The sequence below is a fragment of the Exiguobacterium sp. SH3S1 genome (assembly GCF_004337105.1).
Classification (GTDB): Bacteria; Bacillota; Bacilli; order Exiguobacteriales; family Exiguobacteriaceae; genus Exiguobacterium; species Exiguobacterium aurantiacum_A.
Genome location: NZ_SJUW01000003.1, coordinates 1 through 17,026, shown reverse-complemented (window position 1 = coordinate 17,026; position 17,026 = coordinate 1). Strand labels below are relative to the sequence as shown.

The following is a 17,026-nucleotide window of genomic DNA, read 5'->3' as shown; positions in this document are numbered from 1 at the left end:
TTTCGCTATTCTGCCCACATTGACTAAACAAATAAAAACTGTCCCTCAAATTGTCATTTGTACTTAACAATTGAGGGACAGTTTAATTGAATGACGTCTTGTTTAGTCATTTATTCTTTCGTTTGAACGGCCACCAAACACCATCTCCGAACGATACGGTGATTGCCGGGATGAGGAGTGGCAGCACGATCAACCCGTACAATAACAGACCGGTGATGACGATCGTCGCGATCTGGACGAGGCTGAGTACACCAGACGGAATCATCGCCCCGAACGTCCCGGCGAGGATGACGGCTGCCGTCATGATGACCGTCCCCATCTTCGTCATGGCGTGGACGAGCGCGTTACGCACCGTCATCCCATTGATCGATTCTTCGCGGAACCGATCGAGTAGGAAGATCGAGTAGTCGATGCCGAGCGCGATCAACATGACGAACCCGAAGAACGGTACGGCCCAGCTGATGCCGTCATAACCGAGTCCTTCAACGAAGATGAGCTCCGTGATCGCCGCTGACGTGTAGTACGTGAGCAATAGTGACCCGATCATATAGAGCGGCATGATCATCGAACGGAATAGTACCGTCAAAACGATGAACAGCGTCACGAGCATGATGGCGACGGTCCGATTGAAGTCGTTCGTCGATGTCTCGTTTAAATCGCTGTTAATGCTTGAAATCCCGGCGTAACCGATGGTCGCGTCGTCAAATGGGGTGTCCGTCACGACACGTTCCATCGTCTGTTTCAACGTTTCGACCGTATCGATCGCTTCCGGTGAGTACGGATCCATATCAAGGATGACCTCAAGTTGTGTCGCCGTCCCCTCGTCGAACACGTAACGCTCGACGGCCGGGGCGAACTCGTCTGACGTGAGCGTTCCTTCCGGTAAATAGACGCCCGTCTCACGCAGGCTGTCCGCTTCACTGAGTGCCGAGAGGAACGCCACCGCGTCGCCCAGACCGGCTTCGATTTGCGCGAGCCCAGCGTTCGCTTCACCGACACCAGTCGCGAGTTGGCCGAGACCCGATCCGAGCTCACCGACTTGCGCACCTTGCGCCGTCAACGCAGACGCTGCTTCATTGATACCCGCCTCGATCTGACTGAGACCACCAGACACTTGTTGCAGTTGCACCACAGTCGCCGGGATGTTTTGCGTTGCCGTGAGACCTTGTCCGATCAAACCGAGTTGGGCGTTCAGTTGGCCGAGTCCGGCTGCCGCTTCCGCGAGCGGCGCCCCGGCGTTTGTCGTACCAGCCGGCAGTTGACTGACGACCGCGTCTAGACCGGTCTCGACTTGAGCGAGCCCGTCTTGCACGTCACCGAGACCGCTCTCTGCCTCGGCAAGCCCTGAACTCACTTGTTCGAGTTGCGTATCGACATAAAAATCATCGATGACGTCACCGGTCGGACGTGTGATCGAACGGACACCGCTCACACCATCGACTTTTTCTAATTCGCTCGCGAACTTCTCGATGTACGGAATATCCGACTCGGTCAGTTCCGACTCTTGCTTCAAGATAATTTGAACCGGGAGCGATTCGCCTTGTCCGAACCCTTCCGAGATCAAATTGAGACCGCGCACCGAGTCATAATCGTCACCGATCTCATCGACCGTATTGAACGACCGGGCATCGTCGTACGTGAACAACACCGGCACGGTGATCAGTGCGACGACAAGGATCGAGACGAACGGACGATTGACCGAGATGCGGCTGAATCCGGCCCACAGCTTGCTGTCATGATGCTCGCCTGCTTTTTTCGACGGCCAGAACAAGCGATTCTTGAGTGTCGCCATAAAGAACGGCACAACCGTGAACAAGATGAGCAACAAGACGGCAATCCCGACCGCGACCGCGACGGCCGACTTGAAGATCGGAAAATCGGCAAATCCGATCGCGGCGAAGCCGACGAATACGGCGAGACCACTAATGAGCACCGTCCGCCCAGCCGTCTTATACGTGTTGACGATGGCGTCCTCGATCGCGTGCCCGGCGCTGAGTTCTTCTTTATACCGGCTAAGAAGTAGAATGCAGTAGTCGGTCCCAATCCCGAACAAAATCGCCACGAGGAAAATTTGTGTGTAGTTCGAGACCGGGAAACCGAACCAGTCGACGAAGAACGCGACGAACGATTGGCTGAGGAGATAGGTGAACCCGACCGCGATCAACGGAATGAACGGGGTCACGATTGAACGGAACACGAGCAAGAGCAGTCCGAAGATCAACACGACCGTGATGATCTCGGTCTTCTTCAACCCTTCCTGCGCACTTAAGTTCACATCGTTGTTGATGATTTCTTCACCTGTGATGTAGACGGTCTCGTCTGTCGGGAGGATGTTCTCGCGGACATCGTCCGCGAAAGCGTTGATGTCCTCCATCGATCCTTCGACCGTGATCGGGACGAGGACGATACGTTCATCTTCCGAGACGAGTTGTGCCTCCGTCTCGGCGTTCTCGAACGGGTCGAGCACATCTTTGACGACCGTATCATTTTGTTCCAGCTCGTCGATTACCCGGGCAATATCGGCCCGTTCGGCATTTCCGAGTGCTTCAAATTCATAGACGAGCGAAATCGTCTTATCGCTCTTGCCCGCAGCGCTCAAGATGTCTTGCGCGCGTTGCGAGTCCATGTCTTCAGACAGTTGGAAACTTCCCGCCTGTTCTGCCTGTTCGGTCAAGTTTGGTGCCGCGACGAACAAGGCCGCCGTCAACACGACGAGACCGATCAAGATGCCGAAGCGCCATTGAATAATTTTGCGCACGTGTTATTCCTCCCCAATTCGAAGCAGCTCTTTGATTTTCCGGAACGTCCGGACGAACTGTTCGATCTCTGCCTCATCTATTTTCCCGTCGAGTAGTGACTCGACATAATGGTAGACGGCCGTATCTGCCTGTTCGACGACGTGGTGTCCCGCCGCTGTCAGTTCGATCAACCGTTCACGTTGGTCTTGCCCGCGTCGACTGACGACGAGCTGTTTCTCAACGAGTTTTTTTAAGCGGTTTGAAACGGCGCTCTTATGCACACCTTGTTTCATCGCCAACTGACCCGCTTGAATCGGGCCGAACTGTTCGAGCAGTTTTAATAGTTGGAGCTGTTCACGCGAATACTCGCGCCAGACGTCGCCTTCCATCGCCTCAATGACATGTTCCGCTCCGTGGAACATGACTTCTTCAAATAGTTGGACGGCCTCCCGCATCAATTCTTTCATTTTGGTTTACCCCCTAAACTAGTTAGAGATAGTTTATGCCCTAAACTAGATGCCGTCAAATAAAAAGACCGACGAAGTAGGCGCTTCATCGGTCCATTTCGTAAACGTATGTGTAAAAAGATAAGAATCGTCCTTCCCATTCAATCTGATGTATTTCATCTTCACGAGAAAAGCCAGAACGCATCAAGACGTATTGGGACGCCTTGTTATCTGTCGTCGTCTTGGCAATCAATCGTGTGAATCGAGGAAGGTTAAGCGTAAGTAATTGCTGAAGAGCTGCGGTGGCATATCCACGACCTACATAGTCCCCACCGATTCGATAGCCGATTTCTCCAGTCTCGAAATTGACATGATGGACGTTGAGACGCCCCACGATGGCCTCACCATGACAAATCAAATAATAATATCCATCCCCGTTCACTTGTTCGGCCAACAAACGTTCTAACGCCTGACGAAATGCTTCAGGTTCATAGTACGCGTCTCCACGGCTCGGGACGTAACGTTCGAAATAGGGTCGGTTCTCACATTCAAACGTGTACAATGCGGTTTCGTCCTGTATGCGCAACGGTTTCAGACTCACCCGATTCACGTAATCAACGCCTCCTTTCTCAAAATCGTATGCCTGACTATTAGGCGTCGTGATCAAAAAACCTTCCGGAGAAGGTTTAGGACCGCATCGCTGCCGCAACGCGGAGACCCGAGACGTACGCACTTTCGAACCGGGTCCGCCCTGAAGCATCGTCCGGCTCGAGGAAGACGTCACCCGCCAAGTAAATCGGGGCGTCGTTCAATTTATAGTACGGCTCGTGCCAAACGTCTGTCGCCTGGGCGTAGCGCCACCGCTTCAACTGTCTCGACTGAATCGCTACGTCTCCGGTCACGGTTGTTAGCAACCGCTCGATTTCTTGAAGCGTGTCTTCAGCAGGACGCTCATACCAAGCTTCACTCCACGCCTCATCCATGTAGACGCTGACGAGTTCTGTCGCCGAGATGCCTTTTTGCCGGTTGTTGATGATTTTCAACAGACCAGGTGCCAAGTCCGTGTCGATAATCCCGTCCGCACCGATTTGGGTGTCGCCCGCGAACTCGAACAACCCGACGAACGTCGGGGCGTAAGTCAGCTCACGCAACGACTCAGCCACCTGACTCGATAAGTCAGCGAGCAGCTCGAACGTCTGTGGGAGCGGTGACGTGATGAGGAGACGGTCATAGTGGCGCGTCGCCACGTCTGTCGTGACGACGACCGTCCCGTTCTCCATACTGACCGTCTCGACTTGTTCGTTCAATTGGACGGTCAAGCCGTCTGCCAACTGTTTGGCGAGCGCGTTCATGCCGTCACGGGCGACGTACCGCGGATACGGGTCGGCGTACCAGACGCTTACCCAGTCCCGCTCGACCCAATCGGCGACCGCCTGTTTAAGCGCTTCCCCGCGTACGGTGAAATAGACGGCCCCGTGATCGGCTTTCCCGGCCCCGATCCGTCGGGTCGCCAAGCGTCCACCGACGCTCTGGCTCTTCTCAATCAGTTCAACCGTATGTCCTTGCCGGACGAGTTCCCGTGCTGCGACAATCCCACTAAGTCCTGCCCCAATGATTCCAATATTCATGTGCATTCCCCCTCTTTCAGGAAGATTGTATCACGAGTCAGCGTGTCAAATCAGACTCGATGCGCTTCACGCCGAGCGGTTCCATTGCTCGTCATACGCCCGACGTGCGTCTTCATACATGATCGCGAATCGACTGATGATGAACGGGCGGATGAGTGACGTCGCGACAAGGAAAATCCATGAGCCGAGAACGACCAAATCGAGCCGTATGTAAAAAAACCAACCGACTAAATACATCGGGATAAACGGCAAAATCAGTTTGAACGCATCCCATTTTTGCCCGCGCATCAAATCCCTTGATTTCGTAATTGCCTCTGTAATGGACAGGTCCGGCTCGTCGCGCAAGATGAAATACGTGAACGCATACGAGAAGTACTTCACGATGCCAGGTACGACCAATAATAGTGTCCATAAGACTTGGAACAACATGATGAGAAGCGTCGCAAGCAGATGCTTCCCGTAGCGGTGACGAAACGGAGCGAAGACGTCACTCAATCGAACTGTCTGGCCTCGTACCGTCTCTAATATGAGCCAGTTGTATCCGACGATAACTGGGTAGAGGACTATGTAAAATAAGATACCACCAAGGCTAAGGACGGTCAGCGCAACAGATTCTATCGCCAAGCCGTAATAGGTCGGGTCTACCATCAATCCTATCTCTAATAGAACCGAGCACGCGAACGACCAGATGAGCAACATCCCCGTCTTCCCTTTTAACGCAGTATGCGCTCGCTCATTCCATGTGTGAACCATATTATTTCCTCTTTTCATTCGTGTTTCCTGTCTTATACGCAACGCGACATGAAATGTTTCAAACTCCATAGAAAAACAGGGCATCGCCCTGTTTTTAGTCTTCTCGTCACTCTTTCGGTTCTAATTCATTTTCAGTCACCCATTTATGATTCGTCACTTCTTCTCCGTCTTGCAACATGAAGTTGACCATATACACGGTCGTTTGTTCACTGGAGTCGATCGTCGCGGTCGCGCCGTCCATGCCTTCCATATGGTCGGACTGAAGCGTCACCTCGGTCCCATCAGCAAGCGGAGCTGATTCGGATGTATCGAGTTCTTCATGAATCACCCATTTATGATTCTCGACCGGTTCCCCGCCATCTGTCGGTGTATACGTGACCGCGTAAGCTGTAGTCTCATAAGCACCGACGATCTTCGCTTCCGCGCCTTCCATCTCAAGCATATGGTCCGCAGTCAACACGGCCATCGAGTCAATCGGATACGTCGGGTCTGCCGCTTCTTCTAACTCGGCAGGCACCTCACCCGATCCCGAATGGTCCATCGCGCCATGCTCTTCTTCTTGCTCTGCGATTTGTTCTTCTGTCACGTCAATAGCTTGGTCTTCTTCTGTCGTATCACCGCAGGCGGCGAGTGACGTCGCGAGCAACATGGCACCAAGTGTCGTCGCCCATTTCTTTTGTTTCATCGAATCGCTCCCCTCATTTGTGCCGTCTCATATTTACTGTACCCTGATTGCGCTCGGACAAGACATTTGTAGCGGATTCGTTATCTAACTGAAAAAACCGTCCTCGAACGAATCGAGGCACGGTCTTCGAATTAATGGTGCTTAATCCTTCTTAAAAAATAGAGCATCGGTAGTAGCAACAGTGCTGACGCCCCGAGCCCCCCTTGAATCGACGTATATAGGGCGACGAGGCCGATGAGTGGACCGCCGGCGACTTGGCCGAACGCATCGACTTGACCGAACATCGACAAAATCGTCGCCCGACCCTTGGATGGGAGCCGCTCGTTCGTCATGACGCTCATGAGCGGATAATGCACGTTCCGAAGCGCGGCAATCGTCCAATACAACAAGACGGCCACAAAGAATTGTCCGACCCATGCGAACGCAAGCATCGTGAGGATGAGCAAAACGTTGAACCAAAACAATGTCGTCGCGTAGCGTCCTTTGATGTACGTCTCGACACCTTTGAGGACGAGCATGTTCAGTAAAAACGCAACGGCATAAAACAGGCCGAACCAATAGATGGCCGCTTGTTCTGACAACCGAAACGTATCGATCAAATGAGCGCCCCACAACCGGTCGAACCCTTCGCTCGCGAGTCCCCAGACGAGCGTGATGGCGGCCAACCCAACGAGGATCGTATTGCCGCGGATATGGGCGTAGCCTTCTGCTACCGTCTGCTTCGCCTGAAGCAGATTTGAGGTGCCAGCTCGGGTGATCGGCTCAAACTTCGTTTCCGGGATTACTTTCCAGATGAGGAGCGCGAGTCCTATTAACAAACCTCCAGCGACGACAATCGTCGTTTGCACGGACGTCATTTCTGCGAATAGCACCGCTATCCCAATCCCGATAAAGCGACCGAGTGAACTGTACTGAGCGCCTCGTAAAAACACCTGTTCTAACTCCTGGTTCCCCATTTCATCGGCAATCCACGCCTGCTCAGCCCCGCTGATGAACGTCCAGCCGATTCCCCACAGTGAAGAGGCGACCGCGATGGCCCAAAATTCTGGGATGCCGCCTTCTAACAAGTGGGCTAGTCCGATCAAACCGGTGCCGATGACAATCGACCGTTTGCGGCCGTACAAATCCGCGACGAGTCCCGTCGGCAGTTCGAACAGGAAAATCGATACTTCTAAAATCGTGCCGATCAAGACGAGCTGCAGCGCGTTCAGCTCGGCGGTCGTCACGTAATAGATGGCGTTCAGCGTGAATACCATCTGGATGACAAGTGAGCGCGAACTCGTGACCATGTAATACAGTTGTTGAATCTTCAATTGGGTAGTCCTCCGATATGATTGTTCCAATACGGTAAATCATCGGAGGAGGTGGGCCAACTTATGAACGCACTTCCTCCGGCAGGATGAATGTTTTAAATGTTTGGATTCGCATGGCGTTCTCTCCTTAGTCGTTTATAAACTCAGTATATCAAGCCGGTTGACGCAACGTAAATCACAAAAAAAAGCCAAGATCTCGAAAGATCTTGGCCTACTCTTTATTCTACAGTTACTGACTTCGCCAAGTTACGTGGCTTGTCGACATCACAGTCACGCGCGAGTGCAGCGTAATATGAGATGAGTTGAAGCGGGAGTACCGTCACGAGTGGTGTGAGCAACGGCTCGACACGCGGCAAGACAAATGAATCACTCTCGTGTTCCATGCCTTCCATCGAGATCGTGCAGGCAACTGCGCCACGAGCGACAACTTCCTTGATGTTTCCACGAATGTTGAGGTGCGTGTTCGGTTGCGAGACGAGCGTGATGACCGGTGTGCCGTCTTCGATCAACGCGATCGGTCCGTGCTTGAGCTCACCGCCTGGGTAGCCTTCCGCTTGGATATACGAGATCTCTTTCAGCTTGAGCGCGCCTTCAAGACCAACGTATGAGTCCATCCCACGACCGAGGAAGAACGCGTTACGTGATTCTTTCAAGAACTTGTCAGCCAACTGCTCAAAGATTTCTTTTTGAGCCATGACCGAGTCCATGATCGTCGCGATGCGAGCGAGTTCCGTCATGAGGTCGAACGGAAGCTTCTTCCCGTTCGCACGAGCGATGTCGTAAGCGAGGATCGCCAGCACGGCGATTTGCGCCGTGTACGCTTTCGTCGATGCGACCGCGATCTCAGGGCCAGCATGGAGGAGCATCGTCTCATTCGCTTCACGCGACAGCGTTGAACCGGCAACGTTCGTGAGTGTGAGCGCTTTGTAGCCGCGCTTCTTCACTTCGACGAGGACGGCACGGCTGTCGGCCGTCTCACCTGATTGTGAGATGAAGAGGAACAATGGTTTCTCCGTGAGGAGCGGCATGTTGTAACCGAACTCTGACGCGACGTGCACTTCTGTCGGCACACCAGCGACACGCTCGATCAATTGCTTGCCGACGAGACCAGCATGGTAACTCGTTCCACAAGCGACGATGTAGATGCGGTCGGCTTCCGAGACGAGCGAACGGACGCCTTCTGTGAGCTCGATGTCGCCATTGTCGTTCTGGTAGTGTTGGATGATGTTGCGGATGACGGCCGGTTGCTCGTCCATCTCCTTCAACATGTAGTGCGCGTACGTGCCCTTCTCGATGTCTGACGCATCGATCTCGGCCGTGTACGGCGCGCGCTCGAGCACGTCGCCGTCGAGCGTCTTGATCGTCGCCGACTCACGTGTCAAGATGACGATCTCGCCGTCGTGGAGCTCGAGGTACTGGTCCGTCACTTGGAGCATCGCCATCGCGTCCGACGCGACGACGTTGAACGTACCATCACCAAGTCCGACGAGGAGCGGCGACTTGTTCTTACCGATATAGAGGCGTTCGCGGTCCTCTGAGTCGATCATCGCGATCGCGTACGAGCCGTGGAGCTCTGAGAGCGTCTTGCGGAACGCCAATTCGACGTCACCAAGCTCGACGAAGTTCTTCTCCATCAATTGAACGATGACTTCCGTGTCCGTCTCTGAGAGGAACGGCACGTCAAGCGTCGCCTTGATCTGCTCGTCGTTCTCGATGACGCCGTTGTGGACGAGCGTGAAGCGGCCCGTCGTGCTCTGGTGCGGGTGGGCGTTCGGTACGCTCGGTACCCCGTGTGTCGCCCAACGTGTGTGGCCGATTCCGATCAATCCGTCTACTTCTGCTGGGACGACTTCGCGTAGCGCAGCGATGCGACCGACTTCCTTATGAACGTTGACGTTATCGTGCATCAACGCAAGACCTGCCGAGTCATAACCGCGGTACTCGAGTTTCTCTAAACCTTTGAGAAGGATTTCCTTCGCTCCGGTATTCCCAATCATTCCTACAATTCCACACATACAAAAATCTCCTCTATATTCGATTTCTCGAAAAAGGAAACGGTCTTTTTCAAAGAGCTGTCAATGCGCTCCCCTTTGGCCGTCCGGTCACCCGGACGTTTTGAGGGATTGCTTTTAGTCGTGACAGGCGACTAGGAGGCATCCGCCGAAATCTCGATAACCTCCAACCTCGTCAACTCATAAAGAGTTCTGGCGCTTTCTCGTACTTTGTGCCCCTCCGTTTCTAAGGTCACGCTCTTAATAGTACAAATCACACCCCCATCCGTCAAGAAAATCAAATGATTTCACAGTGACAAAACGGAAACAAAAAGGGAACCCAAAATTGGATTCCCTTGTGTTATTCCCTGTTTCGACAAAATTATCCTTCAACACCGTAATCTTCACGGACGACTTGAGCGATTTGTTCGACGTAACGGTCGCAGTCTTCCTTCGTCGGCGCTTCAGCCATCACTCGAACGAGTGGCTCTGTACCTGATGCACGGACGAGGATACGCCCGTTTCCGTTCATTTCAGCTTCCGCTTCTTGAATCGTTGTGAGCACGCGCTCCCCTGTCATCGCATCCTGTTTATTCGTGACGCGAATGTTGACGAGCGTTTGTGGATAGACCGGCATTTCAGCTGCTAGTTCAGACAGCTTGCGTCCTGTCGTCTTCACGATTTGTGCGAGTTGGACACCCGAGAGCATCCCGTCGCCCGTCGTCGAGTAATCGAGGAAGATGAGATGACCCGACTGCTCGCCACCGAGCGTGTAGTTATGCTTCTTCATCTCTTCGACGACGTAACGGTCACCGACAGCTGTTTGAAGAGCCGTCATACCTGCGTCTTCGACTGCTTTGTGGAAGCCAAGGTTACTCATGACTGTCGCGACAATCGTATTGTCTTTCAAACGACCTTTTTCGCTCAAGTATTTTCCGCAAATGTACATGATTTTATCGCCGTCGACGATGTCGCCGTTTTCATCGATTGCGATTAAGCGGTCTCCGTCTCCGTCAAACGCAAGGCCCATGTCCGCTCCCTTTTCGCGAACGAATTGTGCCAAGTGTTCCGGATGTGTCGAGCCGACGCCTTCGTTAATGTTCAACCCGTTCGGCGAGTTCCCGATTGTCGAGACGTTCGCTTCAAGGTCAGCGAACAAGCGAGCCGCAAGGCCGCTCGTCGCGCCATGGGCACAGTCGAGGGCGATATGGAGACCATCGAGGTCCTCATCGACCGTCTGTTTCAAGAGTTGAAGGTATTTTTGTGCCCCTTCATAGTAGTCCGAGACGAATCCGAGATCTTTCCCTGTCGGACGCGGGAGTGTATCTTCCGCCGCGTCGAGAATCGTTTCGATCTCTGCTTCAGTCGCATCATCGAGCTTGAAACCGTCGCTACCGAAGAATTTGATGCCGTTGTCGGCAACCGGGTTATGTGAAGCTGAGATCATGACACCTGCTGTCGCGTCAAGCGACTTCGTCAAATAAGCCACACCTGGTGTCGAGATGACACCGAGACGCATCACTTCCGCTCCGATTGACAAAAGACCTGCGATCAGTGCGCCTTCGAGCATATGACCTGAAATGCGTGTGTCACGCCCGATCAATACTTTCGGCTGTTCACCGGCTGGCAAGTGCTTCGATAACACGTAACCACCAATGCGTCCTAAACGATAAGCTAGTTCTGCTGTCAATTCTGAGTTCGCGACACCGCGGACCCCATCTGTTCCAAAATATTTACCCATATATTCGTTTCCTCACTTTTGTATGATTGAACGTCTCATTGAAGCGAAGACGTTTCGGTTTGGTCTTCGACGCTCGTTAACTCGACGTCGATTGTTTTCGGCGAGACGACCGTCGCGCCTTTCGGTACTTCATAGTCTACATCGACCCCATGCAAACCACTCGGCAGACCCGTCAAATCTAGTGTCACACTGATGCTGTTCGACGTCACGCTCTCAAGGAGTGACCGTTTACCTGACAATGTGACGCTGACGACTTCCGGTGCTTGAAGCGTATAGTTCGTCCGATCATAGCCTCTGACCGTGACAGGCACGGTTAAACGGATGCGTTCCGTCAATTCCCCGGTATCATCTCGCGTTTGATCATCCGCTCGGACGAGTAGCTGGACTTCCACTTGCTCGGCAGCGAGCGATGATGCGCCTTCCGGCAGGACAAGCTTCGCTGTCACTTTCCCCGTTTGATCGACGCCATCAAGGTCAATCGGCTCGGTCTCAACACGGTCTAGTGCATCGAGCACTTCGCGCGGTGCGAAAACACGGACTTCTGTTTCCTCTAGCAACGTGTCAACGAGCCTGAATTTATCGGCAACTTCGCCGGTCGTGACAGCTTCAATCGGGAACACGGCACTTTGTTCATAGACAGGAACCGTGACGTTGATGATGTTCGGTTCGACCGTCACGTTAAGCGGGTTTCCGTTCGCATCTAAAATCGTCGGCGGCACCTCACGCGTGAACGTCTGGTTTTGATTCGCCACATCGACGTTCAACGTGATTTCTTTTACGTTTTGAATCCGGCTTTCGCCACCAGAAACTTTTACAGTCGCCGGCTCGATTTCCGCTTCTCCGACCACATACCCTTCCGGCAACTGGTCTTTATTTAACAAGTTGACCGATACAGGTACTTCAACTGTCTGTTTTCGATCGATGTAAATTTCAACAGTGTCACGCTCAAGTTTTACGTTTACATCCCCACCGAAACCCCGTGCTTCCACCGGGACACGATGGAACCCAGTACCGAGGTTCGTTAAATCGACGAACACTTGATAATCTTTCACCAATTTTGTCATCGTCAAACTACTCGATGGACCTTGCAGCTCAACGTTCATCTCTTCAGGAACGTTGTACGCGACGTATTGTACTTCATCGAAGAATACTTCGACAGGAACGTCAAGCGACATCGAACTTTGCCCAACAATCGGCAATGCATTTGTTGAATTGGTCGACGAGCTCGTCTCGGCGACCATAAAATAAAGAAGGATGGCTAAAGCAAGTGCGATGATGCGGAGAAACCATTTATGTTGTAACCACTGATCAATCACTTACTTGTCCCCCCCTTTTTTATTAAAGAACGAGAGTGTCGTCTCTTTTTCTTCAATAACAAGTTCTTGGATCAACTTGTTGCGAAGTGCCTCCTCGTCTAGCTCGCGGTATAAACGTCCAGCAATCGCCAGAGATACCGCACCCGTCTCTTCTGAAACGGTGAGCGTCACGCTATCGGTCACTTCACTGACCCCGATCGCGGCCCGGTGTCTCGTCCCGAGCGCCTTATCGATGTGCGGGCTTTCCGAGAGCGGTAAATAACAAGCCGCCGCTGCAATTTTCCCGTCTTGGATAATCATCGCCCCATCGTGAAGCGGTGTATTCGGAATAAATAAATTGATGATCAGTTGTGACGTGATGTGCGAGTCCATCCGGATACCGGTTTCAACGTATTCGTTCAACCCGGTATCTCGTTCAATCGCGATCAACGCCCCGATTCGACGTTTCGACATGTACTGTGCCGAACTGACAATCGCTTCGATCATTTGTCGTTGCTTGTCCTCATCGCTCGTGCTCGTACGACCGAACAAATTGCTCGTTCGCCCTAAGTGCTCGAGCCCGCGTCGAAGTTCTGGTTGGAAGATGATGATGATCCCAAGCAAACCATACGTGATCACTTGGTTCAGCAAGAACTGTAACGTCTTCAAACCAAAGAATCCGCTGAGGAACCAGCTGACGAGGATGATTGAAATCCCTTTTATCAGTTGGACCGCTTTTGTCCCACGGACGATCATCATCAGTTTATAGATGACGTACGTGACGACGACAATATCTAAAACATCATTCAAATAATCGTACCAATGTACGTTCTCTGAAAGACTAAAAAATGATAAGATTGAAACCTTTTCAAGTAGCGGCAAATGCTCCCCTCCTCAACTACCTAGCCAATTCGTGCAAGTTTCATTATATCATATTTCCCAAACAACGCATCGTTAGATGACAAAACGAAACCAGATTGAAACGAATGAAAAAGACGCCCTGAGGCGCCTCGATTAAAGTATTTGCTTGATGGAGTACCAAACCCACTCAAAAATCCGGTCGATTTGTTCGAGCTCTCCGGTCACTTCACCCGCACTGGCCAAATAGGCTCGGCCGTGCACGGCTGTCGCATTGCCGTTGACGGTACCTTCGATCCGCAGGTCCCCGCCTTGGACCGTAATATCACGCTCGACGATGACGTCTTTCGGTACGACGACCTCGTTCTCTGTGACAACGATTCCAGGTACTTTCGTGTACGTCATGGTTTCGGTAGAGCCGTTCCATAAACCGAGTGTCGCGCTCGACATTAAACTAAAGAATAGTAAGGCCGCGACGAGTCCCGGATGCTTCCGCAACCAAGTCATCTGTTTCGAATGCGGTTTTCTCCGTGGCCGTGGACGGTCTTCAAGACGCACGATCGGTGTCGCCGGCGGAGACGTTTTCGCTTCAGGAATGGCCGCCATCACGCGCGCCGTAAAATCGTCTGATAGCTTAGGACGTGGAAGTGCTTTAAGTTCGGCATCTATTCGTTCGTACTGAAGGTACGCCTCGTATAAGGCTTCGTCCTCTAGTAATTGACGTAATTCGTCAGATTCTTCGGGCAGGATGCCATCTTCCAAGTATTGTTGCAGTTTCTCTTCAGGAGTCAATTGAACCCCTCCCTGTTTTGAAAGATTGTTTTTAACATTTCTCTTCCCCGGAAGATCCTTGTTTTAACCGTTGCGACCGGCATATCGATCATGACGCTAATTTCTTTGAGCGACAAATCGTCCACATACTTGAGCAGTAACGGGATACGATATTTGTCCGGCAGTTGCTGGATTGCCTCATGCATTTCGCCTCGAATCTCGCGGTGAACGACTTGGGCGTCGGGTTGGGGGGCATCATCGGCCAAATGGTCTTGATAGGTGAGACCATCCGTGCCAGCGATTTCGGCATCCATCGAGTACTCCGGCTTTCGCTTTCGGAGACGGTCGATGGCGACGTTCGTGGCGATCCGATACAACCATGTCTTGAACTTATACTGCGGATCATACGTATCAATCCGGGTATATGCACGAATGAACGTCTCTTGGGCAGCATCCTCGGCTTCGCCACGATCGTATAAAATCTTAAAGGCGACGGCAAAGACACCATCCTTGTACAGTTCTACCAGCTCAGCAAACGAATCGTGATTCCCCGACCTTAATTCGTCTACTAAACGGGTGGTCAGCCGTTCCATCAATCCACTTCCCCTCTCCGCAACCTATGCGGTCAATACAGTATACGTTCAGTTGTCTGATCAGGTTTCACATCACACAAAAAAAGTTTCCAAACCCATTGTAGCAAACGGATTTGGAAACTGTAAGGCGATTAGACTGTTTTGCTTTCCAGTAACAGGTTTTCTTTGGATTTCAAAATCGTTTCGCATAAACTGAAGGCGAGTTGAGCGGTTGTATCCTCTTGGTCAAGTGCAGGGTTCAATTCGACGAGCTCGATCGCAATCAACTCGTCGGCTTTCATCGCTTCCGCCAAAATTGCTTTCCCTTCCTCTGCCGTCAAACCGCCGTCGACCGGGGTCCCTGTTCCGGGGACGAGTTGAGCGTCCAAACTGTCCATATCAAAGCTTAGATAGAAGCGATCGACACGGTCACGTAAATACTCGATCGTTTCAGCCATGATTGTCTCGACGCCACGTGTCCGAACTTCTTCGACCGTCACGACCTTGATTCCAAGCTGCTTAATCGCTCGCATCTCTCCCTCATCAATATCACGTAAAGCGATGTACACTAGATGTTCTGACGCAAGCTTTGGTTCACGCCCACCGACTTCCGTCAATCGGATGTCACCTAGACCCATCGCAGCGGCAAGCGGCATCCCGTGGATATTGCCTGACGGTGATGTTTCCCCCGTATTCAAATCAGCATGGGCATCGACCCAAATCACTCCGTACGGTCCGGTTTTGGCGAGCCCAGCGAGTGTCCCGATTGCCATGCTGTGATCGCCCCCAACGATCAACGGGAATCGATTTGCTTCAATATCGGCAGCGACGACGTCTGCCAGCTCATTGACCGTATACAAGACGCCGTCTACGCGCTTTAAATGTTCTTCATTCACTTGAATTTCTGACTCTGGCAAGACGCGAATCGTTTGTTGTAGCGTCCCTGTTGGCAGTAACGCCTCGATTCCGAGTGTTCGCAATTTAGTTGGACCTTGGTCGACTCCGTGTTTCCCCTGTCCGTAACGGAGTGGTACTTCAATATATGACCATTGCATAGCCATTCCCCCTTGAGCAATTGATACCTACATTGTAAACGCTACCAAATGTGTGGTTCAACTTAACACGCCGGTGAATAAACATGCAAAAAGGCAGCCTGAATGGTGGCAGGCTGCCTTTCTCTGTACTCTTAAGTGAATGGTTTCATGGATTTAGGCAAAAAAAAACTTAAGTCGTAAGTAACTTAAGAAAAAAACAAGTGGTGGAGCCTAGCGGGATCGAACCGCTGACCTCCTGCGTGCAAGGCAGGCGCTCTCCCAGCTGAGCTAAGGCCCCGTTACAGGGAATAAATATGGAGCGGAAGACGGGATTCGAACCCGCGACCCCGACCTTGGCAAGGTCGTATTCTACCACTGAACTACTTCCGCGAAAAAAAATGGTGAGCCATGCAGGGCTCGAACCTGCGACCCTCTGATTAAAAGTCAGATGCTCTACCAACTGAGCTAATGGCTCAAACCTGGTGGGGGGGGGCGGATTCGAACCGCCGAACCCGAGGGAGCGGATTTACAGTCCGCCGCGTTTAGCCACTTCGCTACCCCCCCAAGGAGTGCCGGCGAAAGGATTTGAACCCTCGACCCTCTGATTACAAGTCAGATGCTCTACCAACTGAGCTACACCGGCATATATGGTTTGATTGGTTAATTAAAATGGTGGAGGATGACGGGATCGAACCGCCGACCCCCTGCTTGTAAGGCAGGTGCTCTCCCAGCTGAGCTAATCCTCCAAAATGGTGACCCGTACGGGAATCGAACCCGTGTTACCGCCGTGAAAGGGCGGTGTCTTAACCGCTTGACCAACGGGCCTTATTGGCTCCGCAAGTAGGATTTGAACCTACGACCTACCGGTTAACAGCCGGTTGCTCTACCACTGAGCTATTGCGGAACGATTTTGCCTGGCAACGTCCTATCCTCACAGGGGGAGACCCCCAACTACTTTCGGCGCTGAAGCGCTTAACTTCCGTGTTCGGCATGGGAACGGGTGTGGCCGCTTCGCTATCGCCACCAGACAAGGGATTGTTCCCTGAAAACTGAAGACTCATCAAGTTCAAACCGTTTCTAGATCAAAGCCTCGACCGATTAGTATCATTCAGCTCCACACGTCGCCGTGCTTCCACCCATGACCTATCTACCTCATCGTCTCTGAGGGGTCTTTCTTGATTGCTCAAAGGGAAATCTCATC

General features: G+C 52.3%; 14 protein-coding genes, 8 tRNA genes and 2 rRNA genes. All 24 read right to left on the bottom strand.

Features of this window, described 5'->3' with window-relative positions; translation table 11 throughout:
* Nucleotides 1-106 precede the first annotated feature (106 nt).
* Nucleotides 107-2,758 (bottom strand): MMPL family transporter, encoded by a 2,652-nt coding sequence (locus EVJ26_RS04455; RefSeq protein ID WP_131469876.1) that lies wholly within the window; start codon nucleotides 2,756-2,758, stop codon nucleotides 107-109.
* A gap of 3 nt (nucleotides 2,759-2,761) precedes the next feature.
* Complete coding sequence (locus EVJ26_RS04450) at nucleotides 2,762-3,205, bottom strand: MarR family winged helix-turn-helix transcriptional regulator (RefSeq protein WP_070329310.1); 444 nt, start codon at nucleotides 3,203-3,205, stop codon at nucleotides 2,762-2,764.
* A gap of 85 nt (nucleotides 3,206-3,290) precedes the next feature.
* The gene (locus EVJ26_RS04445) at nucleotides 3,291-3,794 is read right to left on the bottom strand and encodes a GNAT family N-acetyltransferase (RefSeq protein WP_161567601.1); all 504 of its coding nucleotides are present in this window, start codon (nucleotides 3,792-3,794) and stop codon (nucleotides 3,291-3,293) included.
* Nucleotides 3,795-3,870: 76 nt separating this feature from the next.
* Nucleotides 3,871-4,812, bottom strand: coding sequence for an NAD(P)/FAD-dependent oxidoreductase (locus EVJ26_RS04440; RefSeq protein WP_236634142.1), 942 nt, complete (start codon nucleotides 4,810-4,812; stop codon nucleotides 3,871-3,873).
* 66 nt (nucleotides 4,813-4,878) lie between these two features.
* The gene (locus EVJ26_RS04435; protein ID WP_131469872.1) at nucleotides 4,879-5,565 is read right to left on the bottom strand and encodes a DUF975 family protein; all 687 of its coding nucleotides are present in this window, start codon (nucleotides 5,563-5,565) and stop codon (nucleotides 4,879-4,881) included.
* Nucleotides 5,566-5,671: 106 nt separating this feature from the next.
* Complete coding sequence (locus EVJ26_RS04430) at nucleotides 5,672-6,250, bottom strand: YdhK family protein (protein WP_131457623.1); 579 nt, start codon at nucleotides 6,248-6,250, stop codon at nucleotides 5,672-5,674.
* A gap of 131 nt (nucleotides 6,251-6,381) precedes the next feature.
* Complete coding sequence (locus tag EVJ26_RS04425) at nucleotides 6,382-7,563, bottom strand: MFS transporter (protein WP_131457624.1); 1,182 nt, start codon at nucleotides 7,561-7,563, stop codon at nucleotides 6,382-6,384.
* Between the two features lie 218 nt (nucleotides 7,564-7,781).
* Nucleotides 7,782-9,578 (bottom strand): glutamine--fructose-6-phosphate transaminase (isomerizing), encoded by a 1,797-nt coding sequence (glmS, locus tag EVJ26_RS04420; protein WP_131469870.1) that lies wholly within the window; start codon nucleotides 9,576-9,578, stop codon nucleotides 7,782-7,784.
* A 358-nt stretch (nucleotides 9,579-9,936) separates the two neighbouring features.
* Nucleotides 9,937-11,295 (bottom strand): phosphoglucosamine mutase, encoded by a 1,359-nt coding sequence (gene glmM, locus EVJ26_RS04415; RefSeq protein ID WP_071398580.1) that lies wholly within the window; start codon nucleotides 11,293-11,295, stop codon nucleotides 9,937-9,939.
* Nucleotides 11,296-11,330: 35 nt separating this feature from the next.
* On the bottom strand, nucleotides 11,331-12,611 hold the full coding sequence (locus EVJ26_RS04410; protein ID WP_070329316.1) for a CdaR family protein: 1,281 nt from the start codon (nucleotides 12,609-12,611) through the stop codon (nucleotides 11,331-11,333).
* Entirely contained in the window at nucleotides 12,612-13,472 is an 861-nt protein-coding gene (gene cdaA / locus EVJ26_RS04405; protein WP_016508862.1) for a diadenylate cyclase CdaA, read from the bottom strand. It abuts the gene before it with no gap.
* A gap of 132 nt (nucleotides 13,473-13,604) precedes the next feature.
* Nucleotides 13,605-14,240: a polymer-forming cytoskeletal protein gene (locus EVJ26_RS04400; RefSeq protein WP_131457627.1), complete on the bottom strand. Its 636-nt coding sequence runs from the start codon at nucleotides 14,238-14,240 to the stop codon at nucleotides 13,605-13,607.
* On the bottom strand, nucleotides 14,237-14,812 hold the full coding sequence (gene sigW / locus EVJ26_RS04395) for an RNA polymerase sigma factor SigW (protein ID WP_070329318.1): 576 nt from the start codon (nucleotides 14,810-14,812) through the stop codon (nucleotides 14,237-14,239). Before sigW ends, EVJ26_RS04400 begins: the two co-directional genes overlap by 4 nt.
* Nucleotides 14,813-14,943: 131 nt before the next feature.
* A complete protein-coding gene (rocF, locus tag EVJ26_RS04390) occupies nucleotides 14,944-15,846 on the bottom strand; it encodes an arginase (protein WP_131469868.1) in 903 nt (300 codons plus the stop codon).
* Nucleotides 15,847-16,047: 201 nt separating this feature from the next.
* A tRNA-Ala gene (locus EVJ26_RS04385) sits at nucleotides 16,048-16,123 on the bottom strand.
* Nucleotides 16,124-16,140: 17 nt separating this feature from the next.
* Nucleotides 16,141-16,215 (bottom strand) — tRNA-Gly (locus tag EVJ26_RS04380).
* A 9-nt stretch (nucleotides 16,216-16,224) separates the two neighbouring features.
* Nucleotides 16,225-16,300, bottom strand: a tRNA-Lys gene (locus tag EVJ26_RS04375).
* 5 nt (nucleotides 16,301-16,305) lie between these two features.
* A tRNA-Tyr gene (locus tag EVJ26_RS04370) sits at nucleotides 16,306-16,389 on the bottom strand.
* A 6-nt stretch (nucleotides 16,390-16,395) separates the two neighbouring features.
* A tRNA-Thr gene (locus EVJ26_RS04365) sits at nucleotides 16,396-16,468 on the bottom strand.
* 27 nt (nucleotides 16,469-16,495) lie between these two features.
* Nucleotides 16,496-16,571: transfer RNA gene (locus EVJ26_RS04360), tRNA-Val, on the bottom strand.
* A 4-nt stretch (nucleotides 16,572-16,575) separates the two neighbouring features.
* Nucleotides 16,576-16,650: transfer RNA gene (locus tag EVJ26_RS04355), tRNA-Glu, on the bottom strand.
* Nucleotides 16,651-16,654: 4 nt separating this feature from the next.
* Nucleotides 16,655-16,729 (bottom strand) — tRNA-Asn (locus EVJ26_RS04350).
* Between the two features lie 8 nt (nucleotides 16,730-16,737).
* Nucleotides 16,738-16,853 (bottom strand): 5S ribosomal RNA (gene rrf, locus EVJ26_RS04345).
* A gap of 50 nt (nucleotides 16,854-16,903) precedes the next feature.
* Nucleotides 16,904-17,026: ribosomal RNA gene (locus EVJ26_RS04340) — 23S ribosomal RNA — on the bottom strand; the annotation flags it as partial.

What these genes read in the sequence shown, in the direction of transcription:
- EVJ26_RS04450 (WP_070329310.1), bottom strand. Translation starts at nt 3,205, where the DNA reads ATGAAAGAATTGATGCGGGAGGCCGTCCAACTATTTGAAGAAGTCATG.
- EVJ26_RS04440 (WP_236634142.1), bottom strand. Translation starts at nt 4,812, where the DNA reads ATGAATATTGGAATCATTGGGGCAGGACTTAGTGGGATTGTCGCAGCA.
- EVJ26_RS04435 (WP_131469872.1), bottom strand. Translation starts at nt 5,565, where the DNA reads ATGGTTCACACATGGAATGAGCGAGCGCATACTGCGTTAAAAGGGAAG.
- EVJ26_RS04430 (WP_131457623.1), bottom strand. Translation starts at nt 6,250, where the DNA reads ATGAAACAAAAGAAATGGGCGACGACACTTGGTGCCATGTTGCTCGCG.
- glmS (WP_131469870.1), bottom strand. Translation starts at nt 9,578, where the DNA reads ATGTGTGGAATTGTAGGAATGATTGGGAATACCGGAGCGAAGGAAATC.
- glmM (WP_071398580.1), bottom strand. Translation starts at nt 11,295, where the DNA reads ATGGGTAAATATTTTGGAACAGATGGGGTCCGCGGTGTCGCGAACTCA.
- sigW (WP_070329318.1), bottom strand. Translation starts at nt 14,812, where the DNA reads ATGGAACGGCTGACCACCCGTTTAGTAGACGAATTAAGGTCGGGGAAT.
- rocF (WP_131469868.1), bottom strand. Translation starts at nt 15,846, where the DNA reads ATGCAATGGTCATATATTGAAGTACCACTCCGTTACGGACAGGGGAAA.